19 protein-coding genes are annotated in these 20,591 nt (G+C 62.3%); 7 read left to right on the forward strand and 12 right to left on the reverse strand.

Annotated features, from left to right (window positions below):
- Nucleotides 1-23 precede the first annotated feature (23 nt).
- Genes SM765_RS16470 through SM765_RS16495 form a run of 6 tightly spaced genes read right to left on the reverse strand, consistent with a single transcriptional unit; the run spans nt 24 to nt 7,160 of the window.
- Nucleotides 24-1,397, reverse strand: a complete 1,374-nt coding sequence (locus SM765_RS16470; RefSeq protein WP_274838013.1) for an FAD-dependent oxidoreductase — start codon at nt 1,395-1,397, stop codon at nt 24-26.
- Nucleotides 1,384-2,244: an isocitrate lyase/PEP mutase family protein gene (locus SM765_RS16475; protein ID WP_274830598.1), complete on the reverse strand. Its 861-nt coding sequence runs from the start codon at nt 2,242-2,244 to the stop codon at nt 1,384-1,386. Before SM765_RS16475 ends, SM765_RS16470 begins: the two co-directional genes overlap by 14 nt.
- Nucleotides 2,241-2,843 (reverse strand): cysteine hydrolase family protein, encoded by a 603-nt coding sequence (locus SM765_RS16480; RefSeq protein WP_274835330.1) that lies wholly within the window; start codon nt 2,841-2,843, stop codon nt 2,241-2,243. The genes SM765_RS16475 and SM765_RS16480 overlap by 4 nt, the downstream gene beginning before the upstream one ends.
- Nucleotides 2,840-4,906, reverse strand: coding sequence for a hydantoinase/oxoprolinase family protein (locus SM765_RS16485; protein WP_274838015.1), 2,067 nt, complete (start codon nt 4,904-4,906; stop codon nt 2,840-2,842). The genes SM765_RS16480 and SM765_RS16485 overlap by 4 nt, the downstream gene beginning before the upstream one ends.
- Nucleotides 4,903-6,597: a hydantoinase B/oxoprolinase family protein gene (locus tag SM765_RS16490; protein ID WP_274838016.1), complete on the reverse strand. Its 1,695-nt coding sequence runs from the start codon at nt 6,595-6,597 to the stop codon at nt 4,903-4,905. Before SM765_RS16490 ends, SM765_RS16485 begins: the two co-directional genes overlap by 4 nt.
- Nucleotides 6,594-7,160: a nuclear transport factor 2 family protein gene (locus SM765_RS16495; protein ID WP_274838017.1), complete on the reverse strand. Its 567-nt coding sequence runs from the start codon at nt 7,158-7,160 to the stop codon at nt 6,594-6,596. Before SM765_RS16495 ends, SM765_RS16490 begins: the two co-directional genes overlap by 4 nt.
- Nucleotides 7,161-7,301: 141 nt before the next feature.
- On the opposite strand from SM765_RS16495, the gene SM765_RS16500 reads away from it, so the two are divergent.
- The 6 genes from SM765_RS16500 to SM765_RS16525 all read left to right on the forward strand — a co-directional run bounded on the left by SM765_RS16500 (nt 7,302) and on the right by SM765_RS16525 (nt 13,059).
- Complete coding sequence (locus SM765_RS16500) at nt 7,302-8,117, forward strand: GntR family transcriptional regulator (RefSeq protein ID WP_065272363.1); 816 nt, start codon at nt 7,302-7,304, stop codon at nt 8,115-8,117.
- Nucleotides 8,114-9,511 carry a 3-isopropylmalate dehydratase large subunit gene (gene leuC / locus SM765_RS16505; protein WP_274838018.1) on the forward strand — a complete coding sequence of 466 codons (1,398 nt, stop codon included), beginning with the start codon at nt 8,114-8,116 and terminating at the stop codon, nt 9,509-9,511. The genes SM765_RS16500 and leuC overlap by 4 nt, the downstream gene beginning before the upstream one ends.
- Nucleotides 9,508-10,098 carry a 3-isopropylmalate dehydratase small subunit gene (gene leuD, locus SM765_RS16510; protein ID WP_274838019.1) on the forward strand — a complete coding sequence of 197 codons (591 nt, stop codon included), beginning with the start codon at nt 9,508-9,510 and terminating at the stop codon, nt 10,096-10,098. Before leuC ends, leuD begins: the two co-directional genes overlap by 4 nt.
- Before the next feature lie 82 nt (nt 10,099-10,180).
- Entirely contained in the window at nt 10,181-11,179 is a 999-nt protein-coding gene (dctP, locus tag SM765_RS16515; RefSeq protein WP_065272366.1) for a TRAP transporter substrate-binding protein DctP, read from the forward strand.
- A 66-nt stretch (nt 11,180-11,245) separates the two neighbouring features.
- A complete protein-coding gene (locus tag SM765_RS16520; protein WP_065272367.1) occupies nt 11,246-11,752 on the forward strand; it encodes a TRAP transporter small permease in 507 nt (168 codons plus the stop codon).
- Complete coding sequence (locus tag SM765_RS16525; RefSeq protein WP_274838020.1) at nt 11,752-13,059, forward strand: TRAP transporter large permease; 1,308 nt, start codon at nt 11,752-11,754, stop codon at nt 13,057-13,059. Before SM765_RS16520 ends, SM765_RS16525 begins: the two co-directional genes overlap by 1 nt.
- A 130-nt stretch (nt 13,060-13,189) precedes the next feature.
- Here the strand turns inward: SM765_RS16525 and SM765_RS16530 are convergent, their stop codons facing one another.
- The 6 genes from SM765_RS16530 to SM765_RS16555 all read right to left on the reverse strand — a co-directional run bounded on the left by SM765_RS16530 (nt 13,190) and on the right by SM765_RS16555 (nt 19,681).
- A complete protein-coding gene (locus tag SM765_RS16530) occupies nt 13,190-14,872 on the reverse strand; it encodes a calcium-binding protein (protein ID WP_274838021.1) in 1,683 nt (560 codons plus the stop codon).
- Nucleotides 14,873-15,096: 224 nt separating this feature from the next.
- Nucleotides 15,097-16,341 carry an FAD-dependent oxidoreductase gene (locus SM765_RS16535; protein WP_274831511.1) on the reverse strand — a complete coding sequence of 415 codons (1,245 nt, stop codon included), beginning with the start codon at nt 16,339-16,341 and terminating at the stop codon, nt 15,097-15,099.
- A complete protein-coding gene (locus tag SM765_RS16540; RefSeq protein ID WP_274831510.1) occupies nt 16,338-17,138 on the reverse strand; it encodes an ABC transporter permease in 801 nt (266 codons plus the stop codon). Before SM765_RS16540 ends, SM765_RS16535 begins: the two co-directional genes overlap by 4 nt.
- A complete protein-coding gene (locus SM765_RS16545) occupies nt 17,131-17,898 on the reverse strand; it encodes an ABC transporter ATP-binding protein (protein ID WP_274838022.1) in 768 nt (255 codons plus the stop codon). Before SM765_RS16545 ends, SM765_RS16540 begins: the two co-directional genes overlap by 8 nt.
- A gap of 78 nt (nt 17,899-17,976) precedes the next feature.
- Nucleotides 17,977-18,990, reverse strand: coding sequence for an ABC transporter substrate-binding protein (locus tag SM765_RS16550; RefSeq protein WP_274838023.1), 1,014 nt, complete (start codon nt 18,988-18,990; stop codon nt 17,977-17,979).
- A gap of 25 nt (nt 18,991-19,015) precedes the next feature.
- Nucleotides 19,016-19,681, reverse strand: coding sequence for a GntR family transcriptional regulator (locus SM765_RS16555; protein WP_274838035.1), 666 nt, complete (start codon nt 19,679-19,681; stop codon nt 19,016-19,018).
- 84 nt (nt 19,682-19,765) lie between these two features.
- On the opposite strand from SM765_RS16555, the gene SM765_RS16560 reads away from it, so the two are divergent.
- A complete protein-coding gene (locus SM765_RS16560; protein ID WP_274838024.1) occupies nt 19,766-20,551 on the forward strand; it encodes a shikimate dehydrogenase family protein in 786 nt (261 codons plus the stop codon).
- Nucleotides 20,552-20,591 lie beyond the last annotated feature (40 nt).

Raw genomic sequence — 20,591 nt, forward strand, 5'->3', positions numbered from 1 at the left:
CTGCGAACGACGGGCGCGCTGGATCAGGCGCGCCCGGCAAGATACCCCAAAGTCACCGCCGCCAGCAGCCCGTTGCCCGATAGATAACCGCTGTCGCCGGTACCCGAAACGCCGCAGGCCGCGCCACCCACGGCATGAAGGTTGTCAAAACTTCCACCCGCCGCGCGGCGCACCCGGGCCGTTGCGGGATCGACCTCTAGCCCGCCTTGGGTATGGAACAGCGCGCCGGTGACCTTCACCGCGTGATAGGGGGGGCGCAGTGGCGGGGTCTGCCCGCTCCAGAGTCTGCCAAAGGCGTCCGTGCCCTCGTTGGGTATATCGCCAAGGGTATTGGCCAGCGCATCTGCGGGCAGGCCAGCCGCCTTGGCAAGCTCTGCAATGCTTTCACCGGCTAGCACCGCGCCTTGCTTTTCTGCGTTCTTGAAATCCTCGAACTGCCGCGCCACGGCGGCGATGCGACTGTCGAACACCACCCAGGCGGTGCCGCCCGGCTGTGCCAGTACGGCGCGGGCTGCCTCGGAATAGCCCTGCGCCTCGTTCCAGAACCGTTTGCCCTGGCAATTCACCTGCACGCCGCCTTCGGTGATGGTGGCCCAGGTGATCAGGATGCCATGCGGATGCGCGACATTACCGTGCCCCTGATAGGCGCCCAGATGGGCGGTCGCTGCGCCAAGAGCCTGCCCCCAGGTCACGGCCTCGCCGCGGTTGCCGTCATGGCCGAACCAGACCGCATTGTCGATCTCGGCCATATGGGTGGAGACCATGGTGCGATTGCCTCCAAAGCCGTTGCAGGCGAGGATCAGCCGCGCGCAGCCGATGGTTTCTGTACTGTCATCGGGCAGCTGCAACTGGGCGCCAAAGATGGGGTTTTCCTTTGAATAGAGTCTGATTGCGCGGCGATTGCAGATCAGCGGCACATCCAGCGCTTCGATCCGGGCGCGCAGGGCGTCGATCAGTTCCTGCCCGGAACGGGTCGGCAGCCCGTGCATGCGGCGGCGGCTGTGGCCGGGGTAGTCAAAGTCGGTGACCAGTGAAAACGGCAACCCGTGATCGCGGGCCAGCCATTCGATCACCGGCGCCGCCGTGCTGGCCATGCTGGCGACCAGATCCGGATCGTTTTCATCATGGGCCTTGGCCTGAATGTCCTGCGCAAACCGCTCTGCGCTATCCTGGATGCCTGCCTCGGTCTGAAACTGCGTGCCCGCAGCGGGGATCAGACCGGCGCTGAGCGCGGTGGACCCCGATGGTACGGCGTCGGCCTCGACCAGCAGAACTTCCTGTCCTGCCTCATGGGCGGCCAGGGCGGCCACCATCCCCGCAGCGCCCGCCCCGATGATCAGTGTTTCGACCGTCAGGTCAAAGGATGCGGGCGGTTCAGCGACATCAGGACTTGCCATCGAACCGCTTTCCAAGGGCCAGCATTTCAGGTGTTCCAATGGCCGCGTTCAGCCCGTCGAAATCGTGCATCCGGTCAGAAAATGGCTTGTTAGAGCCTGATTCTTTCAGGCTGGCATAGTAATTCTGCGCGGTCATCGCCAGGGCGCGGACGATACCACCGGGGAAGATCACGATGTCGAAGCCCATGTCCTGAAGGGTCGTGGCCGAGGAAATCGGCGTGGCTCCGCCTTCGACCATATTCGCCAGCAGCGGCACCTTGCCTTTGAAGGTCGCCGCGATTTTTGCCAGCTCATCACTATCGCGCGGGGCCTCGATGAACAGCACGTCGGCGCCTGCCTCGATGTAGCTGCCGGCCCGGTCGATGGCGGCATCAAATCCTTCGACGGCGATGGCATCGGTGCGGGCAATGATCAGCGTGTCCTGACGGCGGGCATCGGCCATGGCGGCGATCTTGCCCGACATCTCGGTCTTGGAGATCAGCGATTTGTCGGACAGGTGGCCGCATCTTTTCGGATAGCTCTGGTCTTCGACCTGAAGGGCGGCAGCACCTGCACGTTCATAGCTTTGCATGGTGCGCCGTGCATTGAGCGCGTTGCCAAAGCCGGTGTCGGCATCCATGATCACCGGCAGGTCAGTTCGATCCGCGATCAACGCCATGGTATCTGCCATCTCCGAGGCGGTGGTGAGACCGATATCGGGGCGGCCAAGGCGGGTGTAGGCCACCGCGGCCCCCGACAGGTATAGGGCCTCGAACCCGGCATCGGTGGCCAGCGCGGCCGTCAGGCCATCATAGACACCGGGGGCCAGCAGGATCTCGGGCGAGGTCAGGCGCTTGCGCAGGCTCATGACGTGCCTCCCAGCAGTGTCACTGCCTCGGCGCAGGTCATGATCTCCGTCACCGAGCCGAGAGATTTCAGAGTGGCCTCGTGCACGTCGTCCTTGAAGGCCGCGCAGCCATCCGACAGCAGGATGGTGTGAATGTCGCGCAGGTGGGCATCGCGGACGGTGCTGGCAACGCCGCCATTGGTGACGATACCGCCGATGATCAGCGTGTCGATCTTCATCGCCCGCAGGATATATTCAAGACGGGTCTGATACAGCGCCGAATAGGCCACCTTTTCCACCGTGAAATCGGCCGGAGCCAGAGTATCGACAAGGCTGTGCCCAAAGCTGCCCGGTTCAAAATCGCCCTTGGTCAGAAAGGGGCGCAGCTTTTTCAGGTGCGGCGAGATCAGCGGCTCCCCACCACGACCCGGCACCAGCGTGAACTGGGCGGAGATATAACTACCCCCGGCCTTGGTCAGGGCGGTTTTCACCGGCGCGATCCGGTCCGGAAGGGCCTTGATGCTGTCGGCGCCCTGACCCGCACGGCCATAGGCACCCTCGGGGTGCAAAAAGTCGTTTTGCAGGTCAATTGTCAGCAGGGCAGTGGAGGAAGGGGTCATGCGCTGGCCCTTTCGATCAGTGTATTGCCGTAGGCGTCGACTTTGCCGACGAGCCCGGGTTCGATCAAGACGGTGGTGTCGGGTTGCTCCAGAATGGCCGGACCCGCGATTTCGGCGCCGACGGGCAGGGCCAGCCGGTCATAGAGGCTGGTTTCGTGCCAGGTGCCGTCGAAATGCACCTGCCGCGTGCCCCGGAAGGCCTGCTCGGTACTGCCGCCCTTGGGTGCCAGCGTTGCCAGATCGAACCGCGGACGGCGGCCTGTGATGGCCGAGCGCAGGTTGATCACCCGCCGGGTGCCGTTTTCCAGAAGTCGACCGTAGGTGGCGCGATAAGCCGCATCAAAGGCATCGGCGATCTGCGCCTCGGTCGGCGGTGTCACGACGCCGTTTTCAACGGTGACCGGCAGGGTGACGGGCACCGTGTGCGTCTGCCCGAGATAGGCCATATCAAGGGTGAATTCGGTGTCGCGCCGCTCGAAATGGGTGCGCGCCGCGTCCAGTGTGGCCAGCCCGCTGTCGACGTGGCTTTGCATGAACCCGGTCAGGCTTTGCAGATCGATACCGGCCAGGACCGAATTGATGGTCTGCACGAAATCCTGCCGCATATCGGCGATCACGCAGCCCATCGCCGAGGTCACGCCGGGATAGCGCGGCACGATGGCGCGGGCGAGACCGACCTCGGCCAGCATGGCGCCAGAATGCAGCGCGCCGCCACCACCAAAAGGCATGAATGCAAAACGTTCGGGATCAAAGCCGCGCTCGATAGAGACCAGCCTGAGCGCTCCGGCCATACGGCTATTGGCAACGCGCAGGATCGCCTCGGCGGCTTGCAGCGCGTCCATGCCCAGCGGACGCCCGACGTGTTCCAGGATCGCGGCCTTGGCGGCCTCGACATCCAGCCGGTCCAGCTTACCGCCGATGGGGTTGTCGGGATCGATGCGGCCCAGAACGACATTGGCATCGGTCACGGTCGGGCGGGTGTTGCCCTGACCATAGGCCACTGGGCCGGGAGTGGAGCCGGCGCTTTCCGGTCCGATGTTCAGCAGGCCACCCTTGTCGACCCAGGCAATCGAGCCGCCGCCCGCGCCGATAGTGGTGATTTCGATCATCGGGGAGCGGACCACCATGCCGAAATCGATTGAGGTTTGCGGCGACAGCATGGATGTGCCCTTGGCGATCAGGCTGACATCAAAGGAGGTGCCGCCCATGTCGCCGGTGATGACATCTGGAAATCCGGCCGCTTCGGCAATGTATCCGGCTGCGATGACACCGGCCGCCGGGCCCGACAGAGCAGTGCGGACCGGCAGTTTTGCCGCCGTGTCCACATCCATCACGCCGCCATTGGACTGGACGATCATGAACTCCCCGGCGAACCCGCCGTCCTTCAGCGCGGTTTCGAGCCGCGCTAGATAACCCGAGACTTCGGGTTGCAGATAGGCATTGAGCGCGGTCGTGGAAAAACGTTCGAATTCCCGGATTTCCGGCAGGATCTCCGAAGATGCCGAAACATGCGCATTGGGCCACATCTCGCGCACGGCAGAAACGGCGGCGCGTTCGTTTTCGCCATTGGCATAGCTGTTGGCAAAGAGGATCGCGCAGGCAAGGCACCCTTCGTCGATCAGTTGCTGAGCTGCGGCGCGCACCGCGTCCAGATCCACCGGCGTGCGCACAGTGCCATCGGCCAGTGTGCGCTCCGGCACTTCCAGCCGCAGGGCGCGGTCCACCACCGGAGTGAAGTTCCCCCGCAGACCCCAGGTGCGCGGGCGATCGCGGCGGCGCATCTCCAGAACGTCACGTAGGCCCATTGTGGTGATCACCCCGATCCGGGCGCCCTTACGCTCCAGCAGCGCATTGGTGCCTGCGGTGGTTCCGTGCACCACCACCGAGACGGTCGAAAGATCATCGACGCGGGAATTGATCCCGGACAGGAAGCCGCCGGACTGGTCCGGGCGCGTGGTGGGCACCTTGGCGACTTCGGCGGTGCCGGTGGCTTCGTCCAGAACGAAGATATCGGTGAAGGTGCCGCCGACATCGACGCCGATCATGCGGTTGCTGCTGGTCATTGGGTCACCTCTTTCCAGGCCGGGCCATAGGTTTCGGTCGCTGCGTCAGGGCTCATCAACCCGCCTGCGACATCGCGGGCGACATCGGCTGCCGGGCGCTGTGACGCAGGGCCGTAGCCGCCGCCGCCTGGGGTATCGAGCCGCACTGACTGGCCGCGCTCCAGCTTGATCCCAACCATTTTCGAGGCCATCGGCGGGTGATGCCAGCCATCTGCCTGCTCGTAGGAAAAGACATTGAGCGCAGCATCGCCGCCGCCAGCCGCGCCCTTGGGCGCAAAGCGGCCACGTTCACCGAACAGGAAGGCGGTGGCGTTTTCCTCCAGTACTTCAATTTCATAGGTCGCGCCCATGCCGCCCCGATGCATGCCGGGGCCTGCGCTGTCTGGGCGCAGTGCCCATTGCTTGAACATCACCGGATAGGCGGCCTCAAGGATTTCCATCGGCGGGATTGTCGCGGTCGAAATTGGCGCATTGCCGTGGTTCAGCCCGTCGCCTTCGATGGAGCCGCCATGGCCGCCTCCGTAAAAGCTGAACATGACCCAGGGTTGACCATTGGCGCGTTTGCCGGAAATCGACAGGGCGTTGATGGTGCCATAGGCATTGGCGACGACGCGATCCGGCGCCGCCTGTGAGGCCGCGGCAAAGATCACGTCAACCATGCGCAGGATCGTTTCGGTGTAGCCGCCGACCGGCGCCGGGAAGGGCGCAGACAGCAGCGATCCATCGGGGATCTTCACCTCGATCGGGCGCATTACGCCAGAGTTCGCAGGCAGGGACGGGAAGATATGCTTGATCGCCACATAGGCGGTTGCGACCGCCGTCGGCAGTGCAATGTTCACCGGGCCTGCGCAGCGGTCTGCCGTTCCTGTGAAATCCAGCGTCATCCGGTCATCATTGATCTCCAGCGCGACTTTGATTGCCAGCGGCGTATCGGTGATGCCATCATTGTCGAGGAAATCCTCGGCCTCCCAGCGACCGTCGGGCAGTTCCGTCAGCTCCGAACGCATCAGCGCTTCGGCCCTGTCCTGCAAGGCATCTAGGGCCGCGCGCACGGTTTCGGCGCCATATTCGGACAGCAATTCATCAAGACGTTTCACGCCCAGATCCAGCGCTCCCAGCTGACCGTTCAGATCGCCCTGCGCCGACTGCGGCAGACGGGTGTTGCGCATCAGGATGTCGGTGATGTCGGTTTGGATCTTGCCTGCCTTGGCCAGCCGGACCGGCGGCAGGACAAAGGCCTCCTGAAAGGCATCGGTGGCAGCGGGGTTGTAGTTGCCCGGCACCGCGCCGCCCACATCGTGCCAATGTCCGACCGAGGCGAGATAGCAGAACAGTTTGCCATCGTGGAAATAGGGCCGCACCAGCCGCATGTCGCTGAGGTGGGTGCCGCCCAGATGCGCATCGTTGAAAATATAGATGTCGCCGTCTTCCAGGTCGCCGTTTTCGGCGGCCTTTTCGATGACGGCCTTCACCGCAAAGGACATCACCCCGACAAAGATAGGCAGGCCGGATTTGCCCTGTACCAGAGTGTCGCCCGACACCGCGTGATAGAGGCCGTGCGATGCGTCATGGGCCTCGGCGATGATTGGGTTGAAGGCGGCGCGAAACAGAGTGGCATCCATTTCATCCGCGATTTGCTCCATCCGTCCGGCCAGCACGGCCAGCGTGATCGGGTCTATCTCTTTGGTCATGGGTTTGCCTTTGTTTCAGCGATATCGTTCCAGACGTCCTGCCGGGTGAGACGCCCGTCCACCACTTCGAAGCGGTCGATGAACCGGATGCCGCTGAAGGGGGTGCCATCCGGCCATTCGCCCGACAGGGTGCCGCGGCAATAGACAACGGCGGCGTCCTGCGGCGATTGCAGCGCTTCGAAGCCCTCGTATGTCTTGGTGACGAAATTGTATCGGGGCTTTGCCCATTCGATCAGCTCTTCCAGCGTCGTCATCGGGGCGGTGCCGGGGAACGTCATGGAGAAGCCGGGAGCCAGCAGCGCCCGGGCCGTGTCTATCTCGCGCGCTTCCATCGCGGTCAGGTAGTTGCGCACCAGAGATACCGGATCGGGGAGGGCGGGGGCGGGGCTGCGATGCGCGCCGCCGCGCATGTAACCCGCAGGATCCAGCTCATGAATCATAACGGTGACGGCCTCGGGCGGGGCGGGCACGACGATTCGCATCGCGTTGGTCAGCGCCGCGCACAGTCGCGTTTTCTCGTCTGCGCTATATCCCTGCATCACGTGGAGTTCGATGACGGGCATGAAGTCTCCCTTTCTAAATTGGTATCTTTTGTAATACAGATTATTTGCTGCGCATAGGTCAAATATTTTGAACATCTGTGAATAGATTTGTTGCTTTTGAAAAAACCATCGCTAGGCTTGAGAGGCAGTGAAAGGAGAAATATGGGACAGAATCTGGCATCTTCCGCAAGCAAAGGTCTGCCTGAAGGGGGGAAGGCGCAGCGTGTCTTTTTGCATCTGCATCAAGAGATTACCCGTGGTGTCTACGCGCCGGGGAGCGTGCTGCCGGGTGAGCAGAAGCTGGCCGCGACTCTGGGCGTGTCCCGTGTCACTGTGCGTCGGGCGCTAGATGTGCTGGAGAAGGACGGGCTGGTTGAACGCCGTGTCGGATCCGGCACAACGGTCTGCGCGCAGAAGTCCAGTCCTTCGATGGCGGCGGACTTCAGTACCCTGATGCCGCAGTTGGTCGAAATGGGGCAGAACACCACCGCACGGCTGCTCTCCTTCAGCTATGGCGCCGCGCCCGGCGGCGTTGCCGAGGCGTTGGGCCTTGGGGCGCAGGTACGGGTTCAGACAGCGGTACGCCTGCGTCTGGTTGAAAATGAACCTTTCTCCCATCTGACCACATGGGTGCCGGAAGAAATCGCGCAGAATTACACAGAGGCTGAACTGGCCACGACGCCACTGTTCCGCCTTCTGGAGCGCTCGGGCGTCAAAGTCGATTCCGCCCATCAGACGGTCAGCGCGACGCTGGCCTCTCCGGAAGTTGCCGAAACGCTGGGTGTTCGGATCGGCGCGCCGCTCTTGTCCCTCGACCGGGTTGTGCGCGACGAGGAAGGCCGCGGGGTCGAATACCTTGCCGCGCTCTACCGGCCTGACATGTTCCGGCTTGAGATGTCGCTGAACCACGTCGGCGTGGGCGAAACCCGCCACTGGGAGCCGGTGATCAATCCGGCCCGCAAAGAGGCAGCCGAATGACCACCCCGCAGACCCTGTTCGACAAGCTTTGGGCTGCGCATGAAATCATGCGACGCGACGATGGCATGTCCCTCCTTTGGGTGGACCGGCATCTGGTGCACGAAGGCTCGCACCACGCCTTTGCCAAGCTGGCGCAGCGGGGCCTGAAGGTGGCCGAACCCGATCTGACCTTTGCGGTGGTCGATCACTATGCGCCAACACGACCGGGCGCTGTCGCGCCCGATATCCGCCGGATGATCGACACTCTGGGCCAGAATGCACGGGCACAGGGCATCCGGCTGTTCGATCTGCACGATCCGGGGCAGGGCATTGTGCATGTGCTTGGCCCCGAGCAGGGGCTGACGCTGCCTGGACTACTGATCAACTGCGGGGATAGCCATACCTCCACTCACGGGGCGCTTGGGGCTTTGGCCTTTGGCGTCGGGGCGACCGAAGTCGCCCATATTCTGGCAACCCAAACGATCTGGCAGCGTCGGCCCAAGACCATGCGGATTTCGGTCAATGGCGCCCTTGGCGCTGGTGTCACGGCCAAGGATCTTGCACTGCACTGGATCGCCGAACTGGGCGCGGATGGCGCCAGGGGTCACGCAATCGAATACGCGGGCAGCGCGGTTGAGGCGTTGAGCATCGAAGGTCGCCTGACCCTGTGCAATCTCAGTATTGAGGGTGGTGCCCGGCTGGGTCTGATCGCGCCGGATCAGATCACTTTCGACTATCTGAAAGGGCGCAATTTCGCCCCGAAGGGTGCCGCCTGGGAGGCTGCTCTGGCGGATTGGCAAAAGCTCTACAGCGATGCGGAGGCCATCTTCGATCAGGAGGTTGCAATCGAAGCCGCAGAGATCGCCCCGACGGTGACTTGGGGCACCTCTCCGGAAGAGGCGCTGCCGATCACTGGCCGTGTGCCGCGCCCGGCAGACCTGCCCGGAGGAAAGCAGGATCAGGCGCGTGCAACGCTCGATTACATGGGCCTTGAAGCAGGGATGCCGCTTGAGAACATCGCGGTTGATCAGGTGTTCATCGGCTCCTGCACCAATGGCCGGATCGAGGATCTGCGCCTCGCGGCCAAGGTTCTGGCGGGACGCCAGGCCAAGGTGCCCGGTCTGGTGTCGCCGGGATCCGCCGTTGTCAAGAAACAGGCCGAGGCTGAAGGGCTGGCGCAGATCTTTACCGATGCGGGCCTTGAATGGGCCGATGCCGGCTGTTCCATGTGTGTGGGCATGAATGGTGATCTGGTCGAGGCGGGCAAACGCTGCGCCTCCTCCACCAACCGGAATTTCCGCGGGCGGCAAGGACGCGGCGCGCGGACCCATCTGATGAGTCCCGCCATGGTCGCCGCCGCCGCCGTTACCGGACATCTTGCCGATGTGCGCCCGCTGCTGGAGGGCCGGTCATGAGCGGGTGGAGCAAGATCGAAGGTCGGGCGGTGGCGCTGGCGCAGGAGAATGTGGACACGGACCAGCTGATCCCGGCGCGGTTCATGTCGGCGCCGCGCAGCGAGGGGTATGGCCAATTTCTGCTGCACGATGCGCGTCAGGATGACGACGTGCATGTGCTGAACCTGCATCCCGGCGCCTCGGTGCTCGTGACGCGGCGCAATTTCGGCAGCGGCTCCAGCCGCGAGGCTGCCGTTTATGCGCTGGTGGATTTCGGGATCAAGGCGGTCTTCGCCCCCAGTTTTGGCGACATCTTTGCTGGCAACGCCGTCAACAACGGCCTGCTGCCCGCCCGCCTGCCAGAAGAACAGATCGAGGCGCTGATCAGCGCCATCGGCAGCAATGATGTGGCGGTCACCGTCGATCTGGCTGCTGGCCGTGCCAGCATCGCCGGGCAGGAGGTCTCTTTCGAGATTGATCCCGTCTGGCAGCAGAAACTGGTCAATGGTTGGGACGACATCGACCTGACCGCTCAGCACCAAGAACGGATTTCAACGTTTCGGGCGGCCCGTGCTTCTCAGCACCCATGGGCCTGGCCCGCGACGTAAGACGGCAACGGGCCCTGATGGGGGCCGAGGCCACAACCAAAGGGGCGTCACAAGGCACCCCATCACCAGGGAGAAAGACAAAATGAAGCACAGTATGATTGGTGCAGTCCTTGTCACCACGGCGATGACCTCGGCTGCCTTTGCCGAAGACACGCTGACCGCCGTACACGCCTTTCCGGAATCGCTGATCTACACCAAATCTTTCCTTGAGTTCGTCGACAAGGTGAACGCGGCGGGTGAAGGTGTCGTCAATATCGAGGTCCGTGGCGGCCCCGAGGCCATCGGCATGTTCCAGCAGCCGGACGCGGTGCGTTCGGGCGTTGTGGACATGGTCTACACACCGGGCAGCTTCTATGCCGGCGCCCTGCCGGAAAAAGACGCGCTTGTGACCTCAAACCTGACGGCGGTGGAAACCCGCGCCAATGGCGGTCTGGAACTGATTGACCAGATTCACCAGGAAAAGATGGGCGTCAAATACCTGGGCTGGTTCGACTCGGGAGTCTGCTACAACCTGTGGACCCGCAATGAGCCGAAGCTGGACGCGGACGGCAACCTTGATGTGTCCGGTCTGAAACTGCGCGGCAACGCGGTCTACAACGCATTCTTCACCGAATATCTGGGCGCGCAGGTGATCGACCTGCCCACCACCGAAGTCTATTCGGCGCTGGAGCGCGGCGTGGTGGATGCGACCGGTTGGACCCAGATCGGCTTGATCGATCTGAAGTGGAACGAATTCCTGAACTACCGGATCGAACCCTGCTTCTTCTCGACCGACCTTGGCACCATCGTGAATCTCGACAAGTGGAACAGCCTGTCCGAGGAATCGCGCAAGATCCTGCAGGATGTCGCAATCGCCCACGAGGCGGAAAGCGCCGCCAAACTGGGTGCCCTGCGCGACGCGGATTTCGCGGCCCTTGAAGAGGCCGGCATGAAAGTCGTGACCTTGGAAGGTGACGCCGCCGACGCCTATCTGGCGGCCGCCACGCAGAAAACCTGGGACCGCATGAAGGGCCTGATGGCCGACAGCCCCCAGGGAGACGGCAACTACGACAAGCTGATCGAGCTGTTCTACGACAAGTAAACAGCCACGGGACGGCACGCCGGATCGCGGGTCCGGCGTGCCGCCTGCCTTTGGAAAGGATGAGAAATGGCAATGGTCGGAAAGCTCTATCAAGGCTTCCTATATGCGATGGCGGGCATCGCGGGTTTCATGCTGGTCTGGCTGATGATTTCGGTCACCCTGTCCGTGGTGATGCGCAATGCTGGGCTTCAGCCCTTTGCCTGGCTTTTCACCTCATCCGAATACGCCATTTTGTACATGACCATGATGGGCGCCCCCTGGTTGGTGCGTGAAAAGGGTCATGTGCATATCGAATTGATTACCGCTGCATTGCCCGCTGAGGTGCGCCGGGTGGTCAGCCGTCTTGTGGCCGCGCTTTGTGTTCTGGTGTCGGTGATCCTAGCCTGGAAGGGCGCAGAGCTGTTTCTGGGCAATATCGCGCGCAACGATCTGGACGTGCGCGCCTACTACTTTCCGAAATGGATCCTGACGATCGCCTTTCCGGTCAGCTTTGGACTGATGGCGATTGAATTTTCCCGTTTCGTATTTGGCAGCGACCTGATGCATTCGGGCGAAGCGGGGATACACGAATAATGGAATGGTTTGAATCACTGGCCCTGCTGCTGGGTTCGATCCTGGTTCTGATGGCCATCGGCATGCCGGTCGCGCTTGCCTTTCTGGCGGCCAATATCGTTGGGGCCTGGTTTTTCATGGGCGGTGCCAAGGGGATCACGCTGCTGCTCAACAACGGGTTTGGCGGGCTGACGAACTATGCGCTGGTGCCGATCCCGCTGTTCCTGCTGATGGGAGAGGTCTTCTTTCACACTGGCCTTGGGGCACGGATGTTCAATGCCATCGACCGGCTTCTGGGTAAGCTGCCCGGGCGGTTGTCCTATGTGACTGTGCTGGGCGGGACAGCGTTTTCAACGCTGTCCGGCTCCTCCATGGGCTCGACCGCGCTGCTGGGCAGCCTAATGGTGCCCGAGATGACCAGCCGCGGATACAAGAAGCACATGTCGATCGGGCCGATCCTTGGAACCGGTGGTCTGGCGATCATCATTCCGCCCTCTGCTTTGGCGGTGCTGCTGGCGACGCTCGCCCGCATCGACGTCGGCGCGCTGCTGATCGCGGGGATCCTGCCGGGGCTGGTGCTGGCCAGCCTTTATATCGGCGTCATCTATCTGCAGACCCGCATCGACCCGACCGCTGCCCCTGCCTATGAGGTTGAGACGCTCACCTTTGGCGAAAAGGCACGGCTGCTGTTCGGAGACGTCTTGCCCATGCTGTCGGTCATGGTTCTGATCGTCATCGGCATGGTTGGTGGGCTGATCACCCCGTCCGAGGCCGCCGCCTTTGGCGCGCTTGGGGTCCTGATCCTTGCCATTCTGTTTCGCTGTCTCAGCTGGGAGGCGATGAAGAAGTCCGTCGTCGGCGCGCTGCGAGTGACGCTGATGGCCTATCTGATCGTGTTCGGCTCAGCCACTTTCAGCCAGCTGCTGGCCTTTTCCGGTGCCTCCAGCGGGCTGATCCGCTGGGCGACCTCCTTTGATCTGGCGCCGGTTGCGATGCTGTTGGTGATGTTCTGTGTGCTGCTGCTGCTGGGCATGTTCATGGAGCAGATCTCGATGATGCTGCTGACCGTGCCGATCTTCTTTCCGCTGGCGGCCTCGCTGGGGTTCGATCCGATATGGTTCGGTTTGATCATCCTGCTGGCGTTGGAGATCAGCTTCACCACGCCGCCCTTCGGGCTGTTGCTCTTCGTGATGAAAGGGGTAGCGCCCAAGGATACCACGATGCGCGATATCTACATGTCGGCCTTTCCCTATATGGCCTGCTCGATGCTGCTGGTCGCCTTGCTGATCCTGTTTCCTCAGCTGGCGCTGTGGCTGCCGGGGCTGTGACTGCTTTGCCAAAGCACGGAAAGCCATGGGGCAAATTGCTGTGAGCATCGGATCGTAGAAATGAAAACGCTGCCAGCATATGTTGCTGGCAGCGTTCTTCGTTTTCATTGCTCCGCCCGGGGCGGTGAGGTCAGAGCGCGAACCAGTCGGCCTCCGCCGCATCGGTGCCAAGGACCTTGATCACGAAGTCTGCATTTCCATCACCGTCCACATCGCCGGCGATGCGCTGGAAATCGCCACGATCCGCCGCGCGAAGTTCCCCTGCGGTGCCGCTGAAGTGAGCACTGCCGATAAAGGTAAAGGCGTCGTCCTCTTCAGTGGAGTTGTCAGCGTCGATCCGGTCCAGTCGGATGATATCGAGATCGTCGCTCGCGAAATCGGCGATAGTGTCGGTCCCTCTCGGACCCGAAAGCCGGAAAAAGAAATCGTCGGCTCCGTCGCCACCGGTCAAAAGGTCGGCGCCGCGGCCGCCCCGCAGGATGTCATCGCCCGCGCCACCGTCCATGGTATCGTCACCAGCGCCGCCGTTCAGTTTGTCGGACCCGCGACCACCAAACAGCTTGTCGTTGCCGCCACCGCGGACCAGCACATCGTCGCCAAACCCGCCCCGCACAACGTCATTGCCCGCGCCACCTTCGAGGCTGTCATCGCCAAGGTTGCCTTTCAGCGTGTCGTTGCCTTCGCCGCCGTCAATCAGATCGTCGCCTTCGTGGCCAAGGATCAGATCATCACCGCCCCAGGAGGCGATGTAGTCGGCGTAGGAACTACCCTCGATGACGTCGTCGGTCGCCTCTGGCGCAGCGATTTCCGTGGTGCCGACGTATTCGTGCAGCACGTAGATGGCTTCGCGGGCGTCTTCCACCGACTGAGCCCAGTCGTTGATCCCGGCGGCCGAGCCTTCGGCCATTTCATAGCTCTCGCCATCGGCAGAGAGTGTCATGTACTCGTCCACCCAGTCCTTGCCGGTGCCAACGTCATTGACGCCGTCGCCGTTGCGGTCCTTGCCCCAGATCACGTCCAGCAGTGTACGCTGCACTGCCTCAAGGTCGGAGGGATCTCCGTCCATGTCCTGGTACCACTGGACCCAGGCATCTCCATAGGTGGCGATACGGTCATAGTCGAAGGTCTCTGCGCTGCCGTCGGTAAAGCCGAAATAGTCGATTGTCTGGGTGTCGCCGGAACCGGTGACTTCGTTCACCCCCATGAAGGTATGCGCGGTGAGCGTCGCGTCCATGCTGACCGGGTGGAACTTGGAGAAGACGCCGGCCAGCAGCCCGGTGGGGTTCCAGCCCGTGTTCATCAGGTCGATCAGCGATTGCGGAATGTTCCCGGCGACATTCGCCTGAACCTCGGTCCAGCTTGTTGCGCCGCCTGCGGTCATGATCAGCTTGTAAAGCGCGAGGTTCTCGCGTGGGGAATCGATCAGGACACCGTCCACCATGATGCGGCCCGACGCATCAGTCGAGATCTCGGTTCCGGCGTTGATCTTGCCAAGCGCCTCTTCCAGAGCGGATTCGACCACCTGATCGGGCGAGCGCATAATGTTTGCCCGCTCCATCTCGATTTCCTGGATGTAATCCAGCTGGTCAGCTGGGACTTCGTATTCGCCTTCTCCGCCTTCGACGAGGTGGATCGGAAAGGTCTCGCCGGTTTCAGGATTATAGCCGATCGGCACGATCTGGCCGTTCTCATCCAGCACCGGTTCACCGTTGCCGCCGCCATCACTTGGGTCAAGATCCCGGGTCAGCACCCAAAGATCACCATATAGGTCGCCTTGAGCGGCGCCGCCGGAGGTTGAAACTGAATCTGCCATAACCGTCTCCATCGTTAAGCACGCCCTGGTGCTGTCGCATTTAACGTTGGCCAGTGTATGCAAGCGCAGTCGCTACACTTTGATCGATATCATCTTTGAGTGGAAATTCTGTCGGCACAGTCCATAGCCTGATTCGCTGACGGCATTTGCACCAGCTTTTCTTACCAGCGCTGCGCCGATGGCAGCGGCTGGCAATTGCTGGGCTGGTGCGATTGGGCTGGGGGTCAACCCAGTTTACGCCATTCCTGTTGCGCGTCCATGCCTTGCCCCGGGGCAGCGGCGGCCCGTCCAGCGGCCTCTCCGGTCGCAAAGGCGGTGCCCATCACCCGAATAGAGGCATAGGCCATCGGATCGGCGCCGATGGTGCGCCCGGCGAAATAGAGGTTATCCACGCCCTTGGCGCGCAAGGCGTCCAGCGGGATGGAGGCACACCCGGTTCCGCCTACGGGGGTATAAATCGGTTGCCCGGGGACCGTGTGATCCTCCATTGGCCAAGCCGCCTTGGCCACCTCGTCGTCGCGCTGGCGCCCGGTGGCAATATCTTCTCCGGTCAGTTCATAGCGGGCTGCTGGGTGGCGGCTTTCCCGGATGCCGATCTGCGGGCCGGTCTGCACCAGATAGGCGTTTTCAAACCCAGGCACATCAGAACGCAGCAGCGCGACATAGTCGTGTGCCGCTTCGCGCGCGGCGCGTTCGGCCGTGCTGAAACTGGCGGAACTCAGATCCGGCATCGGGTGGTCGAACATCATCCACCACATTTCGCCGGTGTTGGGTACTTCGGTGTAGATGCCGCCGTCATCGCGGGCAGAGGGCCAGCGTCCATTGCGCCTGTAGCGTGCAAAGGCTGCCTTGATGGCCTCGCGGTCTATTGGCTGTGACCGGTCACGCCCAGCGATCCGAATGGGTGCTGAGATTGCCTGCAGGTTGCCGTTGGTATCCCCGGTGCGGCAGGGAATACCGGCGACCAATGACAGGTTAGCATCTCCGGTGGCATCCACAAATGCCTCGGCCACCACCCGGGTGCGCCCGTCCATACCGGCCAGTGTCACCGCTTCGATACGATCCGACGTGCGTGTCACAGCCGCCACGCGGGTATGGAGCAACACGTCAACGCCCTGCGCCGCCAGCACCCGGTCCAGTGCCAGTTTGACCGCTTCTGGTTCCAGAAGGATGATCCAGTTGAGCGTCGTCGGCGATTGAAACGGTGCGCAATCCAGCCCGAGGTTGCGCAGCTCATCCAGGACCAGATCGGCTACCCCTCCTACGACTTTGATGGGCTCAGGCCCCTGCTGATAAAAACCGCAGTAGGCCAGCACCTGTGCGTTGGTCGCGGCGCCGCCAAGGAAACCGTATTTTTCGACCAGTAGGACCCGCGCCCCGGACTGGGCCGCGCCAAGTGCGGCACCAACCCCCCCTGCGCCGCCCCCTGCGACGACGACATCATAGTCGCTTTCGGGTTTTGCCATCATGTCCGCCACCCCAGCAGGCGCCGTTCGATAAACCCGATCACTGCGCTGGTGATGACGCCCAGAAGCGACAGGATCACCACGCCAGCGAAAAGCCGTTCCAGATCATAAAGCGAGCCCGCTTCGAGGATATAGGCCCCGATACCATATTCCGCGCCCAGCATTTCTGCAGCGACCAGAAGGATGATGGCGATGGCAAGGCTGATGCGCAGACCGGACAGGATCCCCGGCATGGCGCCCGGCAGAACGATCTTGCGCACGATGGACCACCAGGACAGGCCAAAGCTTTGCCCCATGCGGATCAGCGTGCGGTCGACGTTGTCGACCGCGCTGTAGGTAGCGACCACCGTGGGGGTGAAGGTACCAAAGGCGATCAGCGCATATTTCGATCCTTCGCCAATCCCGAACCAGATCACGAAAAGCGGCAATAGCGCGATTTTCGGAATGGGGAATATGGCCGCAACCAGCGGCACCAGCCCGGAGCGGATGTAGGAAAACAGGCCGATAAGCACCCCGATACAGATACCAAGAAGCGCACCGATGGCAGCGCCGACCGCCAGACGGGTCAGCGACGGGCCAAGATGTTTGAACAGCATGCCGCTGTCATACAGCTCCCGGAAAGTATCCAGCACGTCCGAGGGGCGCGGCAGGGTCAGGGCGGAAATCCAACCCGTGCGGGTGCCCCATTCCGCCAGCAGGATCAGGGCGACAAAAACGGCCACGCCGACCCAGCGACGTGAGTGCGGCGCAAAACCACCGCCCCGGAATGCGACGGGTTTTTCTTGTGTCATGTCAGACATGGATCAGCTCCGCATCTGCAGCCCGCGCCTCTTCGCGCATTAGCTGCCACAGGTGTTTCTGGTGGGCATCAAGATCAGCATCGCCAAAGGCGCGCTCGGAAAGGGGTTTGTCGATTTCGACGATCTCCCGGATCTGGCCGGGGCGGCGCGACAGAACCACGACCTTGTGGCCAAGTCGGACCGCTTCGGCCAGGTTGTGCGTCACGTAGATGGCGGTGAACGGCTGGCGCATCCAGAGATCAACCAGATCGTCCATCAGCAATTCACGGGTCTGGCTGTCGAGCGCAGACAGAGGTTCATCCATCAGCATCACGGCGGGCTTCACCGCAAGGGCACGTGCGATTGCGACGCGTTGCTTCATGCCGCCCGACAGCTGCTTGGGCAGGGCCTGGGCGAAATCGCTGAGCTTGGTGCGGGCCAGCACATCGTCGATGATCCGCTTTGCCTCGGCGCCCTTGATGCCGTGGTCCTCCAGCACCAGCGAGATATTCCCCGAGACGCTGCGCCACGGCAGCAGGGCGAAATCCTGAAAGATATAGGTGAGCGGGTTCAGGCACCCCTCGGGCGGTGTGCCCAGTTGCAGAACCTGGCCCTTACTGGGGCGCTCAAGCCCGCCGATAAAGCGCAAGAGGGTGGATTTACCGCACCCCGACGGTCCCACGATGCAAACGATCTGCCCGTCCGCGATGTCGAGAGAGATATCCCGCATCACTTCGAAATCGTTATAGGAATGGCTGATGCCGTCCAGACGGATGTCCATGCGCTGTCCTTTGACTACAGGAGAAGGACGGGCGCCCCGCAAAAAGCAAGGCGCCCGGAAGAACGTACAAGGCGTGGCTTAGGCGCCCAGCGTTTTGACGTAGGAATCGTCCACAAGCGTGTCGAGCGTGATGTCGCCATCGACAAGACCTTCGGACTGGAACCAGCTCAGCTGATCCTGAACGCTGGCGATATTCAGCGCCGCGCCCTGGCTCAGCCGCATGGTGCCATTGATGATCGAGGGGGCCGCCTTTTCGCGGGGGCGATCCGTGTAGACGTATTTGTGGATCAGATCGACCATCTCGTCCTGATCTGCGGTGCCATCGATCATGGCTGCGGCATAATCATCGACCCCGCGCGAGAAGCCCTGAAGGAAGCTTTCGGTCAGTCCGCGTTCCTTGGCCGCATTGTTGGCCGAGGTGAAGACAGTGGTCACCTGATAGTCGGGAATGTAGTCCGACACGTTGCCCACCATGTGCCAGGCACCGGCGGCCGCCAGCGGTTTGGCGATATGGGGCACGATGGACCAGCCATCGACCTGGCCCGATTTCATCGCGCCGATGATCGCGCCGACCTTTTGCAGCGGTGTGAAGCTGAGGTTGATGCCTTCGGCAGCGGCCATCTTGGCGCCCATGTAGTGGAAGGACGAACCCGCCTGCGTGACGGCGTATTTCTTACCGTCCAGATTCTTCAGCGTCTTGATGCCGGCCTGATAAGAGGCATCCGAGATCAGGTACTTCTGTCCGTCGATGCCGTCCTCTTCGGTCAGGGCGCCGCCGATGACCTTGATCGCTCCCTTGTCCGCGAGGCTGATCAATCCGCCGGAAATGGCGGTCACGGCGTAATCCACATCGCCCGAGGCAATGGCCACCGCCATCGGCTGCGCGGCCTGGAAGAACTCCAGTTCCACGTCCAGCCCGGCATCCGCGAAATAGCCGCGCTCCTGCGCGATAAAGCTGCCGGAATGCGAGGTGAAGCGCAGCGCGCCCACCTTGATTTTCTTGTTCTGGGCCAGCGCAGGGGCGGCAAGCCCCGTCGCGGCCACGGTTCCGCCCATCAGGGCCAATGCCTTGCGGCGATTAAGTTTCATCATGATCTTCCTCCCTTATAGATCAGTGTTACGCCTTCAGGTCTGCCTCGATCTCTTCCTTCAGCAGGGCCAAAGCCGTGATTTCATCTCTGTCCAGAACCGCATCCAGCAGCGCTTTTTGCCGGGCCTTGCGAGCGGCCCAGTTCAGCTTGCCTTCGCGCAGCAGCGCCAGCCTAAAGCGGCGGCTCTGGTCGAAGAACTTGCGCTGCAAATCGATCAGGCGCGGGCTGTCGCAGGCCGCGATCAATGCCGTGGCAAAGGCGCGGCAGGCATCATCCCATTCCAGCGCCGTCAGATCGTCCGGGGTCGTGGCTACGGCGGCCTCGGCCTTTTGCAGGGCGTGATGGGCGGCAACGACCTGCCCCTCCCAGGCGACATCTCCCAGTGCGATCGCGCGCGACAGGGCGATGCTTTCGATTTCCTGCCGGACAAGTTGAATGTCGCGCAGGTCGTCCTCGGTCGCCGAGGTGACGCGAAACCCGCGCTGCGCGGCGCCTTCGACCAGACCTTCAGAGGACAGGATGCGCAGGGTTTCCCGCATGGAATGGTTGGAGCCACCATAGCGGCTGCGCAGCTCATTCAGCTTCAGCTTCTGATCCGGCAGCAGGGTGCCGAACGCGATGTCCTTCCGTAGCGAGGACGCCAGCAGTTCGACGATGGTGCTGTCTTCATTTTTCTTGCCAGAGAAGATCATTTCATTCCATATACGCAAAAATGTTGGATATTTTTAAAAGTGCCTCACATTACTGTCAACCGTCAACTTTCGGAGCGCCGCATTATGGACATCTCAGGGACGACCAAGCTGCTGCCGATTATCGGTGCCCCCGTCGCGGGGGTGGTGTCGCCGCCGGGTATGAACGACTGGTTTCGCACCCGCGGTATCGACTGCCGGATGCTGCCCCTGGACGTTCCGGCCCCTGTGCTGACAGAGTTCTGGGCGCTGCTGCGCGCCTCCGAAACGTTTCTGGGCTGCTCGATCACCTATCCGCACAAACAGGCGGCTTTTCAGGAAGCGAACCAGGTGACGGACCGGGCCGGGCGCATCAGGGCCGTGAATACCCTGCGCCGTGAGAGTGATGTGCTTGTTGGCGACATGACGGATGGGCTGGCTCTTATGGAGGCGCTGCGCGTTTCTGGGGTGCCGGTTGCTGGTAGGTCGGCGCATATCATGGGGGCAGGCGGCGGTGCCGGTCGGGCCATTGCCGATGCGCTGTGCGAAACGGGCGTTAGCGACGTTGTTCTCAGCGACACGGATGAGGGGCGGCTGGCGGAAACGGCAGCCATCCTGCGCGCGCATTGGCCCAAGGTCCGTATTTGGGAGGAAGAGCGCGCGGCAGACATTCTGATTGACGCAACCCCGACCGGGAAAGATCAGACCGCTGGTCCGCTGTTCCCGGCTGAGCGGATCAGGGAGTGCATGGCCGTGTGCGATATCGCCGGGCTACAGGGCGAAAGCAAATTCCTGCGACTGGCCGCTGAGCTGGGCAAGCAGATCGTGGACGCCGCAGCCTTGGGGCGGGGGCAAATTTCAGTTCAGACGTCTTTTGTTTTCAAGGATGCCTGAGCCGACGCTGCCCTTCTCCCGTTTTTGATCTGGGTCGATA

Origin of the sequence: Pseudophaeobacter sp. 1A09344 (assembly GCF_041008745.1) — a bacterium.
GTDB lineage: Bacteria > Pseudomonadota > Alphaproteobacteria > Rhodobacterales > Rhodobacteraceae > Phycobacter > Phycobacter gallaeciensis_A.

Coding starts and splice junctions, on each gene's coding strand:
- SM765_RS16470 (WP_274838013.1), bottom strand. CDS start 1,397: ATGGCAAGTCCTGATGTCGCTGAACCGCCCGCATCCTTTGACCTGACG.
- SM765_RS16475 (WP_274830598.1), bottom strand. CDS start 2,244: ATGAGCCTGCGCAAGCGCCTGACCTCGCCCGAGATCCTGCTGGCCCCC.
- SM765_RS16480 (WP_274835330.1), bottom strand. CDS start 2,843: ATGACCCCTTCCTCCACTGCCCTGCTGACAATTGACCTGCAAAACGAC.
- SM765_RS16485 (WP_274838015.1), bottom strand. CDS start 4,906: ATGACCAGCAGCAACCGCATGATCGGCGTCGATGTCGGCGGCACCTTC.
- SM765_RS16490 (WP_274838016.1), bottom strand. CDS start 6,597: ATGACCAAAGAGATAGACCCGATCACGCTGGCCGTGCTGGCCGGACGG.
- SM765_RS16495 (WP_274838017.1), bottom strand. CDS start 7,160: ATGCCCGTCATCGAACTCCACGTGATGCAGGGATATAGCGCAGACGAG.
- SM765_RS16500 (WP_065272363.1), top strand. CDS start 7,302: ATGGGACAGAATCTGGCATCTTCCGCAAGCAAAGGTCTGCCTGAAGGG.
- leuC (WP_274838018.1), top strand. CDS start 8,114: ATGACCACCCCGCAGACCCTGTTCGACAAGCTTTGGGCTGCGCATGAA.
- leuD (WP_274838019.1), top strand. CDS start 9,508: ATGAGCGGGTGGAGCAAGATCGAAGGTCGGGCGGTGGCGCTGGCGCAG.
- dctP (WP_065272366.1), top strand. CDS start 10,181: ATGAAGCACAGTATGATTGGTGCAGTCCTTGTCACCACGGCGATGACC.
- SM765_RS16520 (WP_065272367.1), top strand. CDS start 11,246: ATGGCAATGGTCGGAAAGCTCTATCAAGGCTTCCTATATGCGATGGCG.
- SM765_RS16525 (WP_274838020.1), top strand. CDS start 11,752: ATGGAATGGTTTGAATCACTGGCCCTGCTGCTGGGTTCGATCCTGGTT.
- SM765_RS16530 (WP_274838021.1), bottom strand. CDS start 14,872: ATGGCAGATTCAGTTTCAACCTCCGGCGGCGCCGCTCAAGGCGACCTA.
- SM765_RS16535 (WP_274831511.1), bottom strand. CDS start 16,341: ATGATGGCAAAACCCGAAAGCGACTATGATGTCGTCGTCGCAGGGGGC.
- SM765_RS16540 (WP_274831510.1), bottom strand. CDS start 17,138: ATGTCTGACATGACACAAGAAAAACCCGTCGCATTCCGGGGCGGTGGT.
- SM765_RS16545 (WP_274838022.1), bottom strand. CDS start 17,898: ATGGACATCCGTCTGGACGGCATCAGCCATTCCTATAACGATTTCGAA.
- SM765_RS16550 (WP_274838023.1), bottom strand. CDS start 18,990: ATGATGAAACTTAATCGCCGCAAGGCATTGGCCCTGATGGGCGGAACC.
- SM765_RS16555 (WP_274838035.1), bottom strand. CDS start 19,681: ATGATCTTCTCTGGCAAGAAAAATGAAGACAGCACCATCGTCGAACTG.
- SM765_RS16560 (WP_274838024.1), top strand. CDS start 19,766: ATGGACATCTCAGGGACGACCAAGCTGCTGCCGATTATCGGTGCCCCC.